The sequence below is a fragment of the Butyrivibrio sp. AE3006 genome (assembly GCF_000424165.1).
Classification (GTDB): domain Bacteria; phylum Bacillota; class Clostridia; order Lachnospirales; family Lachnospiraceae; genus Butyrivibrio.
In genome coordinates this window covers 25,752-42,334 of record NZ_AUJJ01000019.1, presented here as the reverse complement: position 1 = coordinate 42,334, position 16,583 = coordinate 25,752, and the positions used below count along the sequence as shown (strand labels likewise).

Sequence of the window (16,583 nt, the reverse complement as noted above, 5' to 3'; positions counted from 1 at the left end):
GTCCTCCGGTAATAATCAGGATATAATTCCTTTCATTGTAGTCTTTTCATCTTTTTGCTTCTGATATTCCACATAAGGAATGTCCAGGTCAATGCGGGCACCCATGCCCGGTTCATTTGAGAGCTTCATCACAGCAGACTCATCATAATAGAGTCTGAGTCTTGATACAACATTTTTTATACCTACATGATTTCCATCTTTGTCAGTAATAAGTATGTATTGGTCATTGTTGAACTGCTCTAAGAACTCCTCAGAGAAGCCTTCTCCTGAGTCTACATGGGATATGTGAAGTCTTTTTTCATCATTTTTAAGGTAGACATTTGCACTTACTTTTACGATAAGTTCTTCTCCCATAATAAGATTGAATTTGAAGGTATTCTCCATGAACATAATGAGAATTAAAGGGAAAACTTCAGCGCTTGGTGCCATTTCGTCGATATCCTTTTCATAGGTTATACAACCCGGAAAGCGTATCTTGGTAAGCTCCACATAATTATCAAGATATTCAAGCTCTTTAGAGAGAGGTACATGCTCTGATGTGCTGAGGGTGTAGCGCAGATGTTTGGAAAGAGTCTCGATCATCCTGCGGAGAATAGCTGTATTTTCCTTAGTGCCGTCTGCCAGATAAGTGATCATATTGAGGCAGTTTATAAGGAAGTGAGGAGCAACTTGCGATTTGAGGAAAAACAGCTGGAAGTTTTTCTTATGAATTCGTTCTTCATAAACATCGAGCTTAAGCTTTTGTATATGGTCCACCATACTGTTGTAGGTAGTTGCAACCTCAAGGACCTCATCACATCTTTCATCCGTTACATCTATTCTGTGATCCATATCCCCTGACATAATAGCGTTGTTCATGGATGTAAGCATTTTCATGGTTCCGCCTACAAGCTTATTAAAGAAATAGACCACTATTCCAAACACGATAAGAATGAGGATCATGAACAAAAGAGCATAGCGCCAGAAGGTGTTTACGGACTGGGATATTATCTTCATGGGTATCATGGCTGTTATGTAGTAGTCGCAGTAATCAAGCTCCTGTGTGGTCACCATATATCTTTTGGAGTCTACAGTTATCTCAGAAGATCCATTCAGAGATTTTTTTAATGGAAGCCTTAGCTGGTCCTTTTGTTCTGCAAGATTAGCTGCCATATCCTTCGCAACAGAGGAAGGACTTTCGATACTTATAACGTTACCTTCCTTGTCTGTAAAAATAATGACTGCTTCCATATCATCAAGAGATGTAAGCGATGAGGAGAGGGCGTTTAGGTCAGTCCATGCTCCAATCATACTGTTATCATACATGAAGGTTTTAACAAGGTAGGTCTTATTTTCATAATTATATGGAATCCATTTAAGACCATTGGCATCTTCGATATATCCAAGTATTTCTTCATTCTGAAACTGATTTTTTAAAAATGGCTGAAAGGTCTTTTGAGATTCAGCGGTATTACTGTACCCGACCCAGGTGTTGCTCTTTGGGAAATATGCGTACATACCCTTAATACTGGGAAAAGACCGCAGATTAAATTCAAACATCTGAGAGATGCGAAGGATGCTGCTATAATGACCATTAATGCTTTCGAGTGTTGCGGTGGTGGCAACTTCTGTGCTGTAGTTTTTAAGCTCCATAAGATAATAGTCAACACTCTTAAGGTCCTTGGAAGTTTCTTCATTATATAGGGAAAGAAGCTGGCGTACATCCTTATAGGTACGCTGCTGCATGGAGTAACTGAAAAAGGCTGAATAACCGATCAGTCCTGCCAGTGTTACCCCGAAAAGAAGGTAGAGAATCCTATATAGTCTTTTTCTAAAAGAATAGTTTTTCAAATTGTTTTTTTCTTTTTTCATAATCTAAGAAATTTACATAAACAGCTAATAAAAGTACAACATCCGTGTAACCATTATATTCTATAATTTGCATTAGGTTAAGGCAAGTTGTGTAGAAGGATGGCTTGCACTATAAGATTTAGGAATTGAAAGGGAGGTAACTATTAATGAAAAAACGGTTAATGGCTTTACTTTTAACTGGCGTAATGACTTGTGGAATGCTCGCAGGTTGTGGCGGTGGAGCCGCAGAGAGTACCGGTGCTGATGAGGCTGTAGAAGAGACAGCTGATGAAGCAGGAGAGGCTACTGAGTCCGATGGCGCTGCTGAAGCAGCTGACAGTGCTGAAGCAGATGCAGCTATCCAGGAGAGAAAGGATTCAGGCGAGACACCCACAGTTGTAATCGCATACATGAACTTCGCAGGATCACCTGCAGGTATCGACAGAGTAGCATCAAAGCTTTCTGAGATCACAGAGGAGAAGCTCGGTGTTAAGGTTGAGCTTCAGATTATGGATGCAGCTTCATATTCACAGAACATGAACCTTATGCTTGCATCCGGTGAGCAGGTTGACCTGTTCAACGCAGTTTCAGTTGGATTTATGCCTTGTGTAAACAAGGGTTACACACTTGATCTTGAGGAAGATGACCTTATCCAGAAATATGGTCAGGGAATCCTCAGCGCATTCAGAGAGGATGAGATCAACGGATGCCGTGTAAGCGGAACATTATATGGAACACCTGTAAAGAAGGATGATGCAGCCGGTAAATTTGGCATTTCAATCCCTAAAGCTCTTCTTGATGAGATCGGTTTCGATTACGCATCTCTTTACAAGGATGGCGAGGAATGTATCTATACTGATTTCGATACAATTGAGGATATCTTAGGAAAGCTTCACGAGGCTCATCCCGAGAAGACAACATTCTACATGGATACCTCTTCAGTTGTGAGCCAGTGTCTTGCAATCGATATCCCTTCAGATGTATTCGGTGTACTTCTTGATCCTGTAAACAGCCTTGAGGTTGGTGATCTTTTCACAAGCGATCAGTACAAAGAGCTCTGCTCAAGAATGTATGACTGGAACCAGAGAGGATGGATCTCACCTGACGCTATCACAGAGACAACAGCTACAACAGTTCAGGTTAAGTCCGGAAGCCTTATGGCTTACAAGACAGCTACAAAGCCCGGCATCAAGCAGCAGGAGTCAAACCTTTGCGGCGAAGAGATGATCATCTTCCAGCTTGGTCCTGATTTCAAGGGCTCTAGTGCATACAACACAATGCCTTGGTGCATCAACCAGAACACAGATGATCCGGTTGCTGCAATGCAGGTTCTCAATCTCCTTTACACAGATCCCGAAGCTTCAACAATCCTCTGCTGGGGTGAAGAAGGAAAAGAGTGGAAAGAGACAGACGATGGACACATCACATATGCTGATGGTATCGATGCAAACAGTTCAGAGTACTTCAACAACGTTAACTGGGAAATGCCCAACCAGTTCATCGCTAAGATCTGGGAAGGTAATGAGCTTACAATCTGGGATAGAATGCAGGACTTCAACGACAACGCTACAGCAAGTAAGGCTATGGGCTTCACCTATGATAACAGCGATTACTCAGCAGAGTACACAGCTCTTGCAAACGTTTACTCAGAATATCAGTCACAGCTTGAGCTTGGATTCCTTGATCCTGAAGTAGGTATTCCTGAACTTGAGAGCAGACTTAAGGAAGCAGGTCTTGATGATTATATTGCAGCTAAGCAGGCAGCTCTTGATGAGTGGGCAGCAGCAAATGGTGTTCAGTAATAAGTAATAAATTTGAGAAGGTAATTTAGTATATAAAACGCCATCTCGGATTAAAGAATATTCTGAGATCCGGGATGGCGATTTTCATGGAAAAAAAGAGGAGAAGGGGCTATGGCAGAGCAGAAAAAGTACAAACAGAAATTGTCACCCGCAAAACGCAAGTCACTTTTAAAGCGTTCTATACCGATCTATATCATGGCACTCCCGGGCCTTATTTATATGTTTATCAACAACTATATGCCGATGCCGGGAATCATATTGGCATTTAAAAATTACAAAGCTAAAAACGGAATTTACGGCTCCAAATGGGCGGGCCTTAAGAATTTTAAATATTTGTTTTCAACACAGGATGCATTTATCATTACCAGAAATACTATTTGTTACAATCTTGTGTTCATAATAGTCAATACAGTGTTTGCAATTTTGATCGCGATAATTCTTTCAGAGCTTACGCATAAGATCAAGAAGGTATATCAGTCAGTGATTCTTCTTCCTTATCTGCTTTCAGCGGTTATTATCAGCTACCTGGTATTTGCTTTCCTTTCAGCAGAGAACGGATTTATAAATAACTCAATCTTTAGACTTCTCGGTAAAGATCCAATCAGCTGGTATCAGGAAAAGCAATATTGGCCTTTCATCCTGGTATTTGTAAATCTCTGGAAGGGTATCGGATACAACTGTATCATTTATCTTTCAACCATCATTGGATTTGACAGAAGCTATTATGAGGCAGCAGCTATTGACGGTGCAACCAAGTGGCAGCAGATAAAGAGCATTACACTTCCTTTGCTTAGACCTACGATCATAATGCTCACACTTATGGCTATCGGTAGAATTTTCTATTCAGATTTCGGCCTTTTCTACCAGGTACCTCAGAACTCAGGTGCCCTGTTACAGGTAACAAACACAATCGATACCTATGTATACAGAGGACTTATCGAGCTTGGTGACATCACAATGTCAGCAGCAGCAGGTGTTTATCAGTCAATTGTCGGATTCATTCTTGTTATGGCAGCTAACCTTGCTGTTCGTAAGCTTGATCCCGATAGTGCATTATTCTAAGAAAGGAGGAAATAGTTATGGGACAGGAAAAAAGATTTCAGATCTTTGGTCATATAATAATGACAATCGTTACTCTTTGTGCAGTAATACCGCTTATCCTTCTGGTTATTTCTTCTTTTACAGATAATGCGGTGCTTGTCAGAAACGGATATTCATTCTTCCCTGAAAAATGGAGTTTGGAAGCATATAAGTATATTTTCACCAGCGGTGATTCAGTACCTCATGCATATCTGATTTCAATAGTGCTTACAATTGTTGGAACAACTCTTGGACTTTCTATAACAACACTTATGGGATATGCTCTTTCAAAGACATTCCTTCCCGGAAGAGGAGTACTTACTTTTATCGTATTCTTCACAATGTTGTTTAATGGTGGTCTTGTTCCTACATACATTAACTATACGAATGTTTTCGGACTTAAGAACACATTCTTCGCACTGCTTGTACCCGGACTTCTTATGAATGCATTCAACGTAATGATGATGAAGTCTTACTTCGTAACAGGTGTGCCGGAAGAGATTCTTGAAGCAGCATACATCGATGGAGCCACAGAGTTCCAGGCATTCTTCCGTATAGCTCTTCCTCTTGCAAAGCCTATTGTTGCAACAATTGGTCTTTTCATAGGAATCGCTTATTGGAACGACTGGATGAATGGTTACATTTATCTGACAAAGAGAACAGATCTGTATTCAATTCAGAATCTGCTTAACAGAATGATTCAGAACATTCAGTTCCTGACACAGAACAGTTCAGTATCAAGTAATGCAAGTACAGCGCTTGCATCAATACCGAGTGTAGCTGTTCGTATGTCAATGGCAGTTGTTGGTGTTCTGCCCATCATCATCGTGTACCCCTTCATCCAAAACAATTTCGTTAAGGGCATTACCCTCGGCGGTGTTAAGGGTTAATACGAAAGATACGGCTCTGTATATATATATTAGTGCTCTGCGGACGCCTCTCGGCTCCGTGAAAAACGTAGCGGTACTAAGATGGCAAAAAACGCCATCTAAGTGCCGACGTTTTTCAAGGCCGCTTCGTCCTAATATATATATCCAGAGCCTATTTTTGAATCAGTCCTTAAATCATGTAAGGGCGATGCATTATACCATGTGAGGGTTAAGTAGCTGAAAACTACGTGTGAAATCTGGAAAAGCTATAACATACACGTAAGTACGTATATAGAGTAGGTAAAAACTACGTGTGTAATAAGAATAAGTCGTAGATTCCACGTAAAGTAATGGAAAAATTAAGAAAGTGAGTGAAGAGTATGGAGAGTTTACTTTATCCGGTTAGGAATAGGTTTAGAGATGAGAGGAAGCTGGACGGACTTTGGAGGTTCAGCTTTGATAGAGAAGAAAAAGGTGAAAGTGAAGGCTGGACTAAGGGGCTTCCTAAGAGTGCAATAAATATGCCTGTGCCGGCTTCGTTTAATGACTTTTTTACTGATAAGGAGTCAAGGGATTATTGCGGAACCTTCTGGTATGAGTGCGATTTTTATGTTCCGGCGAAGCAGGAAGGTAAGAAGACCTATATCAGATTTGGAAGTGTTACACACAGGGCAACAGTTTATGTAAATGGCGTAGAGGTTGGAAGTCATGAAGGTGGTTTTCTTCCTTTTGTTCTTGATGTGTCAGATGCGGTTAATTTTGAGGGAAATAATAAACTTGTTGTAAAGGCTAATAATGAGCTGGATGAGACTACGCTTCCTTGCGGAAATGTAAGCACTCTTAAGAATGGTAAAAAGCTGGTAAAGCCCTATTTCGATTTCTTTAACTATGCGGGAATCCATAGATCTGTATGGGTTATGAGTATAGGTGAAGAGAGTATCACCGATTATGATGTGATTACAGATTTAAATGGCGATACTGCTGTTGTAAAGGTAAGACTTGAAGCTGCATCAGCTAGCGGGAAAGCGCTTAAGGGAAGCGCATATCTTACAGACAGATCGGGATGTCAGATTTGTGATGCTGTTTTTGAAATGAAGCATGATGAAGAAAAAGGTGTTTATTCTGGTGAAGCATGCTTTGAAGTAGATGAGCCGAACCTTTGGGATATAAAGAATCCATATCTGTATGGAATAGAATTTAATTTATTGTCTGAAGGACAGGAGATTGATTCATACGAAGATAAGATAGGTATCAGAACAATTGAGGTAAAGGGCACAGATATTCTTCTTAATGGTAGCCCCATTTACCTGAAGGGCTTTGGTAAACATGAGGACTTCGATATTATCGGAAGGGGATTTAACTACGGCATAGCAAAGCGTGACTTTGAGTGCATGAAATGGATAGGTGCCAACTGCTTTAGAACAAGCCATTATCCCTATGCAGAGGAGTGGTACAGATTCGCTGATGAAGAGGGCTTCCTTATTATCGATGAGGTTCCCGCCGTTGGCATGATGCGTTCCTTCTTTAATTTCATGGATGCAGGAAAAGGTGGTAAGTACACATATTTCTTTGAAACTGACACGGTACCGAAGCTTAAGGAAAATCATTTAAATGCAGTAAGGGAGATGATAACAAGAGATAAAAATCATCCTTCGGTTATTTCATTTAGCCTGTTCAATGAGCCTGAGACCATAAGCACTTTTGCGCATGATTATTTTAAGGATATTTTTGAATATGCAAGAGAACTTGATCCTCAAAAGCGCCCTCTTACAGGAGCTCTTGAGAAAACATCTTCTCCGGATAAATGTCAGTGTTATCCTTTCTGCGATTTTATCAGCCTTAACAGATATTATGGCTGGTATATCAGCGGAGGCTCCGAGCTTTCGGATGCAAGAGAGCTTTTCATAGAGGAGATGGATAAGTGGAAGGCGCTTAATCTGAATAAGCCCTTTGTGTTCACAGAGTTTGGTGCAGATACCCTTGCTACGGAGCACAAGCTTCCGTCAGTTATGTGGACTCAGGAGTATCAGAACGAGTACTACGACATGAACTTTGAGATTTTCGATAAGTACGATTTTGTTAAGGGTGAGCTTACCTGGAACTTTGCAGATTTCCAGACTTCTGAGGGAACTTTCCGTGTTGCTGGTAACAAGAAGGGAGTGTTCTCGCGTAACAGGCAGCCCAAGGATATCGCATTTAAACTGAAAGACAGATGGGAAAACACAAATAATCTTCAGTAACAGAACCATCAACTGATGTTACTGCATGTTTGCCTAAGACAATCGAACATAATTGAAAAAGAGGATTGATATTATGAAATATCAGGATGAAAAAGTAAGGTTAAGTTTAGCCAGAGAAATAGCAACAGAGGCTATGGTGCTTCTTAAAAATGATGATGCGGTACTGCCGCTCGAAGCCGGAAAGAAGGTGGCTTTACTTGGAAGAACTCAGAATGCCACGATCATTGGTGGTGGCGGATCAGGGGCTTCTCACAGTGATAATACGCTTCAGATTAGGGATGAGCTTGTAAATGCAGGACTGAAGCTGGACAAAGGTTTTGATAAGTATTATCAAAATGTCCATGAAAAGGAAGTGGAAGAACTTAAGAATAAAGGCGCCGATTTTGCAGCAATGGATTTAGAGGGACTTGTTGCCAGCGGAATTATTTATGAGCTTTTTGGAAAATATCAGGCTGTTACACCTGAACCTGTGCCGGAAAATGAGCTTTTTGAAAGTGCAGCAAAGGACACAGATACGGCTATCATGGTAATAGGCAGACAGACCGGTGGTGAAGAGTGCGACAGAAGAATAGAGGATGACTATCTTTTAACTGATGCGGAAAAATCTCTTGTTGATGCTACCTGCAATAGTTTTGAAAAAGTGATCGTTGTTCTTAATGTAAACGGAATGATAGATACCAGCTGGATTAAGAGTAACGATAGAATCAAGGCTGCAATTTTCATGGGAACATCCGGTGAACAGGCGGCAGGAGCCCTTGCTGATCTGATTTCCGGAAAGGCATATTTTAGCGGAAAGCTTTCTCAGACTGCAGCGTTAGCCTATGAGGATTATCCTACTGCAGAGCATTTTTCTTTTAATAAGGATGAAGGCGGAAATATCAAAACCTACGAAGATTACGGACTTTCCGCATCTGAGAATGGAAGTGAAGGAAAGGATGTAAGCCCTGTCACAGTCTATGCAGAAGATATGTATGTGGGATACAGATATTTTGACAGCTTTGAGAAGAAGGTTGCGTATCCCTTCGGATTTGGACTTACATACGCTGAGTTTGACACTGAAGTTGTGAACTTTGTTAATGTAGGCGGAAGAGCGCTGGTTTCTTGCAATGTTACAAATAAGTCAGATCGTTTTGCAGGAAAAGAAACGATTCAGCTCTACGTTCATAAGCCCTTTGGAAAAGAGAAAAATCCATATAAGGAGCTTGTAGATTTTGAGAAGACTTTTGAACTGGCACCCGGCGCATCAGAAAACATTGCACTTTCTTTTGACTTAGGCGAACTGGCCGTTTTTGTAGAAGATGAAAAGGGCGGCAACTATGTAATAGAAAAGGGAGAGTATATTCTTTTCCTTGGAAACAGCTCTGATAGTGCTAAAGCTATTGCGAAAATTGTTGTCGCAGAAGAGATTGTAACAAAAGAACTTTCTGCTGACATAGGCATGAAGGCCTGCAACAAAGATAAGATTAAGCTTATCTGTCCTGAAAAGGAAAAGACTGTAGAAGATACAGGAAATCTTAAAGAAATCACCATCTCCAAGGATGATGTGATCATTGAAAAGTGTGAGAAAAAGGAATACAGTTTTGAGAATGATTCTCAGGACGCTTCAGGAAAAACAGCAGAAAACGGTAATGTAATACACGCTAATGAGGATAGCACTGATCCAAAGAGCTTCATAACACTTGCAGATGTAATTGCAGGTAGAGCATCTATGGAAGCCCTTGTTAGTCAGATGAGTGTTAAGGAGCTGGCAGTTTTATGTAACGGCTTTGGCCCCGGACTTCCCTTTGGAGGAATTGGTCAGAAGGCTCCTGTTACCATTCAATATGATGACGGAACCGATATAGGCAGAAATTCTCATCCCGAAGCAATGCCCGGATACATAAATCCTGCCATTGATAAGTACGGAATCTTTTCCTGCTATTATAAGGACGGTCCCGCCAGCGTCGGCAAAACTGCGTGGCCTACAGGAATGATGATCGCGTGCACTTTTAATAAAGGACTTGCTTATGAATTTGGAAGTGCATGCGGTAGAGAAGCAGAGGAACTTAAGGTTAGTGCATGGCTTGCTCCCGGACTTAACATAATCCGTAATCCCATCGAAGGAAGAGCTTTCGAGTATTTTTCAGAGGATCCTTTTGTCTGCGGAACAATGGGCACACAGATCTGCAAAGGCGCCATAGAGAATAATCAGGTGACAACCTGCCCCAAGCATTTTGCTTTGAATGAGCAGGAGACCTACAGACGAGGAAGTCTTAAGAAAAATATCGATGCAGTTGACAGCATCGTTTCAGCCAGGGCCGCAAGAGAGATATATTTAAAGCCCTTCGAGATGGTTATAAAGAACTCCGATCCTGTAACTATAATGAGTTCTTTCAACAAAATAAACGGAACATTTGCAGGTGGCAACCACGTGCTGTGCACGGAAATACTGCGCGGTGAATGGGGCTATGAAGGCGTGGTAGTAACAGACTGGGGCGACATGGATTTTGTAGTGGATGGCGCTGATGCGGTTGCGGCAGGAAATGATGTTGTTATGCCCGGTGGACCGCCTGTAATTCAGCAGGTTCTTAAGGGCTACGACGAAGGAAGAGTAACATTGGATGAACTTAGAATTGCTGTCATCCATCTTCTTAACTATGTTAAAATGATGAAGGACTACTCAAAATAGAGTAGGTATAGGGATTATTTTATTGAAGGTATAAGGCAAAAATTTTTTCACAGGAGGAGTTACAGATGAAAATTCGTACAATTATTACTCAGGATGCTGAAGTAGATGATCAGAATTCCTTAAGACATTTTCTTTACTATGCAAATGAAGTTGAGCTTCAGGGTATAGTTCAGACATCTTCAAAATTCCACTGGGTTGGAATCCCCGGTGCTGTTAAGCCTGACAAAAAATCTGATGATGATTTTAGCGGTGAATTTGCTAAAGTTTCAGGACCTTTTGATCAGCCCTACAGATGGCCGGGAACAGACTGGATGATGGAAGAGATTGATGATTACGAGAAGGATTATCCTAATCTTTGCAAGCATGCTGAAGGTTATCCTACACCGGATTATCTAAGGTCAATCACCAAGATCGGAAACATCGGCTACGAAGGTGAGATGGAAAAAGCTACAGAAGGTTCTGATCTTATCAAAGAGCGTATTCTCGATGATGATGAGAGAACTCTTTACATTCAGGTTTGGGGCGGAACCAACACAGTTGCAAGAGCGCTTAAGGACATTCAGGAAGAGTATGAGAATAAGCCTGAGTGGTCAGAACTTTATGCAAAGATTACCAAGAAGGTTGTAATTACAGCCTGCGGCGAGCAGGATCCTGCATACAAGGAATATGTTGCGGAGAACTGGCCCGGCATTCAGTTTGTAAAGACTCTTCAGATGCAAAGCTATGCTTATCCCTGGTTTGTAATGCCTGAGGGCGAGAGCAAAGACACTCTTAAAGCAGACTTTATGGAAAAAGAAATTTTATCTAAAGACAGTGCTCTTATTAAAGGTTACTGCACATGGCTCGACGGACATGAGTATGAAGGAGAGGGTCCGGAAGGTCAGTTTGGAGCAAATCCTAATATTGTTAATGAATGGTTTGGAGCAAGATTCATGAAAGTAGTTCCTCAGAAATATGACTTTTTATCTGAGGGTGATTCTCCTACATTTTTCATACTGCTTCCCTGGGGCACAAGAACTCTTGAGGATGTGACCTATGGCGGTGTAGCAGGAAGATATCACAAGGTTGATTTTAAGAATTCCAAGGGCGAAGCTTGCAATCTGTGGGATGTTTCAAAGGACATCTATACAGATAAGGATGGAAATGAGTCTGAACAGGAATCCATGTGGCTTTATGTTGCAGACATTCAGAGAGATTTCGCAGCAAGAGTTGCCTGGGCTGCAGATGGAAGCTATGAAAAGGGCGAACATTCTCCAAAACTTTCAATTGAGCAGGGCGTTGATATATCCGCATCAAAAGGTGATGTGGTTACCCTCACTGCAAGTGCCGAGAATCCGGATAATCTGGATACAAATATCAGCTTCAGAGTTTATAAGGATGCCAGTGCAGACTGCGCAGCAGAGGTTACCCTTGAAACTACAGATAATACAGCTAAAATAACCATTCCTGAATCAGCAAAGAGCGGAGACTTGATCCACATTTTGGTAAAGGCTGAATCAAAAGGACATTACAGACTATTTGACTATAAACAGGTTATCATTAAAATAGACTGAGGGGGATTACTGTTTATAGGGAGGTTTTATAATAGTATGAAAAAGGAACGGGTATTTGTGCGGATTTTTTCTGCATTTTTGGCAGTCATGTTTTTAGTCATGTCAGTGCCCGGAATGTCAATGTCAGCAAGAGCTGCTGATAACGATTCAGGTGAACTTGTCATTGATATGACAGATGGTTATGCGATGGTTGTTGGTGATTCAGCTATAGGTTTCTCAGCTACTAAATGGTATCTGGGTTTGGAGGGACAGATAAAATACAAATATACCAACAATGGAGATAACATTGATTTGGATGTTGATGGCAATCCGGATATCAGGGTAAAAGAAGGTGAATTATGCTATTTTACTGTGCTTCAGGGGAAAAATATAAGTGGCAGATATTCATTGCAAGTTAAGAATCCAAGAAAAAATCAGGATGAGTACTATTCGAAAGTTACATTTATATTACCTGAATCCGATATTCTCCAATGTGACAGGGGAGTAAAAATTGTTGATCTCAGTAAGGGCAGACAAAACTATTATAAAGATGAAATGCTCATATTGCTGGATACGATTTTTGATGGGATGGATTATTTGGACGAAGTAGTTACAGAATCGGATAAAAATCAGATAGATTTCTATAGGTATAGTGGCAAATTTGATTTTGATAAAACTGCTCCCCCTGAGATTTCTGTTACATATGATATATATGATTTATCATCAAGTATCATTCCTCTGGAAACAAGATCCTTTAATGGTACCTATAAGTATGTGATGAGCGAAAAGGCTAAGAAGTTCCTGGTAGAGGGAGCAGTAGTATTCTATAATACTGTATATTTTGTTTTCACAGCTGAAGATATGGATCAAGTAGAAAAAGAGACTCAGACAGGGAAATATGCACTTCGTCAGATTGGTGAGACTATTATATATGAAGGTGCGTATTACGAGATCACATCTGTAGCAGAGTCAAACAGAACGGTTAAATACTTAAGACCTGAGTCAAAGAATATTAAGAACGGTATTGTTCCTGATGAAATTCCTATTGGTGCGTATAAGTATAAAGTAACCGAGATAGCTGAAAAAGCCTTCAAAAATCACAAGCAGATGACAAAGGCCACCATAGGTAAGAATGTCAAAAAGATTGGAACTAATGCCTATAACGGATGTAAGAAGCTTAAAAAGCTTACAGTAAAGACCACGCTTCTGAAAAAGAAGAATGTGGGAAAGAATGCCTTCAAGGGACTTCATTCAAAAGCAAAGGCAAAGGTTAAAAAGAATGTTGTCAAAAGCTATACAAAGATCTTCAGTGCAAAAGGATTTAACGGAAAGAATCAGAAAGTAACAAAGTAAAATAAAGACTTCTTGTGGGATAAGAAAATGTCCTCAAGAAGTCTTTTTACGTGTATTTAAAATAGGAATTCTGATTGTTGTGATATGGCTAAAAAAGGTATGTTATTCTGTTTTTTAATTTTAAAATCATACCGAGTATCTGTCCACCAGACTTGAGGTAATCTGAATTCTGGTGTAGGCAAGCTTTGGATCCTGAATCCTCATAATTAGTCTTTTAACAGCTTCACCGCCAAGGGCTGCTTTGGGGACATTGATTGTTGAAAGTGAGGGTTCAATAATCTGGCTTATTGGAAGATTATCAAAACCTACAACAGCGATGTCATCCGGTATGCGGTAGCCGAATTCTTTAAAGGCCCTGATGGCTCCGGCAGCGATAAGGTCATTATCAGCGAAATAGCATCTGGCAAGATAGTCTTTGTTTTTTAAAATGTCGCACATATCAAGATAGGCGCCTTCGATAGAGGGAGAGAGTTCATGGATGATACTTTGAGAACGGGACATGCCATTTTCGTGGACTGCTTTTCTAAAGCCTTCCTGGCGCTCTTTAAAATTTTGTATGCGATAGCTGCCCATAAGATAACCGGGCTGAGACTTTACTTTTCGTATTAAATATTGAGTGGCCCTGTAGGCTCCCTGCACATTGTTGATGGTGACAAAATCCCTGTCTATGGTCTCGTAGTAGCTGTCCAGTATTACCACAGGAACAGGCAGTGTGAGAAATGGTTTTAGATCAGAAGGTGTCAGCTCTGTTGCAAGAATTATTACGCCTATACAATCAGAGTATTGTATAGCTTCAAGGTCTGCCGTTGTAAAATCGGATTCATAATAGTATTGGACTTTAAGCTTATAACCCTGAGCTTTACATTCATTGGAGATACCTTCAGAGAGCTCAGCATAAAAAGGCGTATCAGCAACAACTACGCCGTTCTTTTTGTAAATCACAAAATATATGCTTCCGTTCTTGATGGCGGAAGCTTTTATTTTACTGAAATCATATCCGTATTTTTCAGCTTCATGCTTGATCTTCTTCCTTGTAGCTGCACTTACTCCCGGCTTATCATTAAGCGCCATACTTACCGCAGCAGCACTTATCCCCATTTTCTTTGCCAGTTCTTTTGCCGTAATTCCCATGATCGTTCCTCGATAGTGTTTATTTGCTACATTATAAGGTGCTTTGCGTTTTGTATTTATCCTATGTGTCGTCGATATTTCAGTTTTTGACGTAATTTTCAGGTGATTTTCATTTTGCGTGTCGGCTGCAAAATAAGATACTAAAATATGTGACGCATATTTTTATTGTGCGCTAAAATGCGTGTTCTGTAATAAGCTATCAGACACGCATTTTGCAAATAATCATAAAAGGCGTGCAAGATAATAGAGATTTATACACGCATATTTCTTAAATGTATAAAAAACGTGTCAAGTCATTGAAAACGTTACACGCAGAAAGAACAAATGTCTGAAATGCGTGTCTGCTTCTGGAAATATAGACACGCAGAATGCACATATAGTAAAAAATGCGTGCTGATATGTGGATTTGGTAGTACTAATCCTTGGACGATGACACGCGAGTATTACAAAACTGTCTAAATACGTGTTTTTAATTTAAATCATACTCTACTAAGTACTATTTAATTCACTTAATTCAATAATAATGGCAAATGTAGAAAATATCAATGTTTACATGATGAATTAAGCAAATAATTAAGTTAATAATACTTAATTATTTGCTGAAATTAAGTTGCCTGTATTCTATATTTATCTAAGTAAAAGAAATGAAATCAGAAAGCGATAAGAAAGAAAAAGGAAGCAACAAGAAAAGCAAGAAGTAGTTGCGTGTGAAACAGAGCGAGAGCGTCAGCCGAGCGACCTATATATGTTAAAATGCCCGGCCAAATAGGAGGTAGAAATGAACGGGATTTATTATCAGTTGATTGATGTGACCGATTTTGGTCCGTATGTAACAAAGCTTATTTTGGGCATGCCCAGAGAGATTGGAACTGAAGAACTTGAAAAAGATGCATTCAGCGTCTTTGTCACTATCAGAGATAAAAAAGGCGACGTGGTGGAGATGCCAAAGTCCTTTATCGAACGTGATCAGTTCGTTCCAAGCATGGGCTACAGAGTTATAAAGGATGCTTATGCCAGCGACATGAAGGGCAACAAAGTTTCAGGGAAAAGCAGATTTGCTGCTCTTGAACTTGAATTCGGTCCTGCATATAAGTGCAGCTCAGCAATTGCTGCAGACTGGAAAAACATTAATGGACACGAGAGATATACAGTTAATGATTACAGAATTGAGCAGTTAAAAGAAATCGGCGATGGCGATGATAAGATAATCGGTCTTACCTTTGATACCTGCGCAGGAGTATTTAATCCCGATAAGGAGAGATTCCAGGAGTTTGATTCAGAGGATGAGACCAAGGTTCTCAGATACGGATACTTTACTCCTAATCTCAAAGGCGGCAAAAAGCCTCTTATCGTATGGCTTCACGGCGCAGGAGAAGGCGGAGATGAGACATCAATCTCATACAGCGGCAACAATGTTCCTGCTCTTACAGAAGACTGGGTTCAGGAAAAATTCGATGGAGTATTCGTTCTTTCACCTCAATGCCCCACAATGTGGCTTGATGATGGAAGCGGAGAGTACGGCGACAGCGGTAATTCCAAATATGTAGAAGTATTAAAGGCGACGATAGATCACTTCATAGACAGATTCGCTGATGCAATTGATACGGACAGAATTTACGTAGGCGGAGATTCAAACGGCGGATTTATGACAATGCGAATGATCATGGATTATCCTGATTTCTTCGCTGCAGCATTTCCAATCTGCGAGGCAATGATAGACAACCAGATCACAGATGCCCACATCGATAAGATGAAGGATCTGCCCATTTGGTTCACCCACGCTAAGAACGATCCCGTGGTAGTTCCCGATAAGTACGTATCACCTACCTACGATCGTCTCATGAAGGCAGGCGCAAAGAACGTTCACTTCACCTTCTGGGACAAGATAGTAGATATGCACATGGGCTTTAAGGATGAGAATGGTAATCCCTTCGAATACCTTGGACACTTCGCATGGATTCCCATGCTTAACGACGACTGTAAAGTAGACTTCGACGGTAAACCGGTGGTAGTAGACGGCAAAGAAGTAACCCTACTTGATTGGCTTGCACTACAGAAAAAGTAATTCAAATAAAAAG

Annotated in this window: 10 protein-coding genes; 8 read left to right on the top strand and 2 right to left on the bottom strand. The window is 40.6% G+C overall.

Going from position 1 to position 16,583, the window contains the following annotated elements; translation table 11 throughout:
* Nucleotides 1-15: 15 nt before the first annotated feature.
* The gene (locus tag G603_RS0110640; RefSeq protein ID WP_026670214.1) at nt 16-1,830 is read right to left on the bottom strand and encodes a sensor histidine kinase; all 1,815 of its coding nucleotides are present in this window, start codon (nt 1,828-1,830) and stop codon (nt 16-18) included.
* Nucleotides 1,831-1,997: 167 nt separating this feature from the next.
* Here G603_RS0110640 and G603_RS0110635 point away from each other — a divergent pair, with 167 nt between their 5' ends.
* From G603_RS0110635 to G603_RS0110605, 7 genes are all read left to right on the top strand, one after another.
* Nucleotides 1,998-3,632, top strand: a complete 1,635-nt coding sequence (locus G603_RS0110635) for an ABC transporter substrate-binding protein (RefSeq protein ID WP_081669897.1) — start codon at nt 1,998-2,000, stop codon at nt 3,630-3,632.
* Nucleotides 3,633-3,743: 111 nt separating this feature from the next.
* Entirely contained in the window at nt 3,744-4,694 is a 951-nt protein-coding gene (locus tag G603_RS0110630) for an ABC transporter permease (protein ID WP_051198097.1), read from the top strand.
* Between the two features lie 17 nt (nt 4,695-4,711).
* Entirely contained in the window at nt 4,712-5,602 is an 891-nt protein-coding gene (locus G603_RS0110625) for a carbohydrate ABC transporter permease (RefSeq protein ID WP_026525784.1), read from the top strand.
* A 359-nt stretch (nt 5,603-5,961) separates the two neighbouring features.
* The gene (uidA, locus tag G603_RS0110620) at nt 5,962-7,821 is read left to right on the top strand and encodes a beta-glucuronidase (protein WP_026670212.1); all 1,860 of its coding nucleotides are present in this window, start codon (nt 5,962-5,964) and stop codon (nt 7,819-7,821) included.
* Between the two features lie 73 nt (nt 7,822-7,894).
* On the top strand, nt 7,895-10,489 hold the full coding sequence (locus tag G603_RS0110615) for a glycoside hydrolase family 3 protein (RefSeq protein ID WP_035792855.1): 2,595 nt from the start codon (nt 7,895-7,897) through the stop codon (nt 10,487-10,489).
* Nucleotides 10,490-10,554: 65 nt separating this feature from the next.
* Nucleotides 10,555-12,042, top strand: a complete 1,488-nt coding sequence (locus tag G603_RS20025; protein ID WP_051207727.1) for a DUF1593 domain-containing protein — start codon at nt 10,555-10,557, stop codon at nt 12,040-12,042.
* Nucleotides 12,043-12,078: 36 nt separating this feature from the next.
* Nucleotides 12,079-13,374: a leucine-rich repeat protein gene (locus G603_RS0110605; RefSeq protein WP_026670210.1), complete on the top strand. Its 1,296-nt coding sequence runs from the start codon at nt 12,079-12,081 to the stop codon at nt 13,372-13,374.
* A gap of 126 nt (nt 13,375-13,500) precedes the next feature.
* Here the strand turns inward: G603_RS0110605 and G603_RS0110600 are convergent, their stop codons facing one another.
* Nucleotides 13,501-14,505, bottom strand: a complete 1,005-nt coding sequence (locus G603_RS0110600; protein ID WP_026525780.1) for a LacI family DNA-binding transcriptional regulator — start codon at nt 14,503-14,505, stop codon at nt 13,501-13,503.
* Between the two features lie 778 nt (nt 14,506-15,283).
* Between G603_RS0110600 and G603_RS0110595 the strand changes: the two genes are divergently transcribed.
* Nucleotides 15,284-16,570 (top strand): prolyl oligopeptidase family serine peptidase, encoded by a 1,287-nt coding sequence (locus G603_RS0110595; protein ID WP_026670209.1) that lies wholly within the window; start codon nt 15,284-15,286, stop codon nt 16,568-16,570.
* Nucleotides 16,571-16,583 lie beyond the last annotated feature (13 nt).

What these genes read in the sequence shown, in the direction of transcription:
- G603_RS0110635 (WP_081669897.1), top strand. Translation starts at nt 1,998, where the DNA reads ATGAAAAAACGGTTAATGGCTTTACTTTTAACTGGCGTAATGACTTGT.
- G603_RS0110630 (WP_051198097.1), top strand. Translation starts at nt 3,744, where the DNA reads ATGGCAGAGCAGAAAAAGTACAAACAGAAATTGTCACCCGCAAAACGC.
- G603_RS0110625 (WP_026525784.1), top strand. Translation starts at nt 4,712, where the DNA reads ATGGGACAGGAAAAAAGATTTCAGATCTTTGGTCATATAATAATGACA.
- uidA (WP_026670212.1), top strand. Translation starts at nt 5,962, where the DNA reads ATGGAGAGTTTACTTTATCCGGTTAGGAATAGGTTTAGAGATGAGAGG.
- G603_RS0110615 (WP_035792855.1), top strand. Translation starts at nt 7,895, where the DNA reads ATGAAATATCAGGATGAAAAAGTAAGGTTAAGTTTAGCCAGAGAAATA.
- G603_RS20025 (WP_051207727.1), top strand. Translation starts at nt 10,555, where the DNA reads ATGAAAATTCGTACAATTATTACTCAGGATGCTGAAGTAGATGATCAG.
- G603_RS0110605 (WP_026670210.1), top strand. Translation starts at nt 12,079, where the DNA reads ATGAAAAAGGAACGGGTATTTGTGCGGATTTTTTCTGCATTTTTGGCA.
- G603_RS0110600 (WP_026525780.1), bottom strand. Translation starts at nt 14,505, where the DNA reads ATGGGAATTACGGCAAAAGAACTGGCAAAGAAAATGGGGATAAGTGCT.
- G603_RS0110595 (WP_026670209.1), top strand. Translation starts at nt 15,284, where the DNA reads ATGAACGGGATTTATTATCAGTTGATTGATGTGACCGATTTTGGTCCG.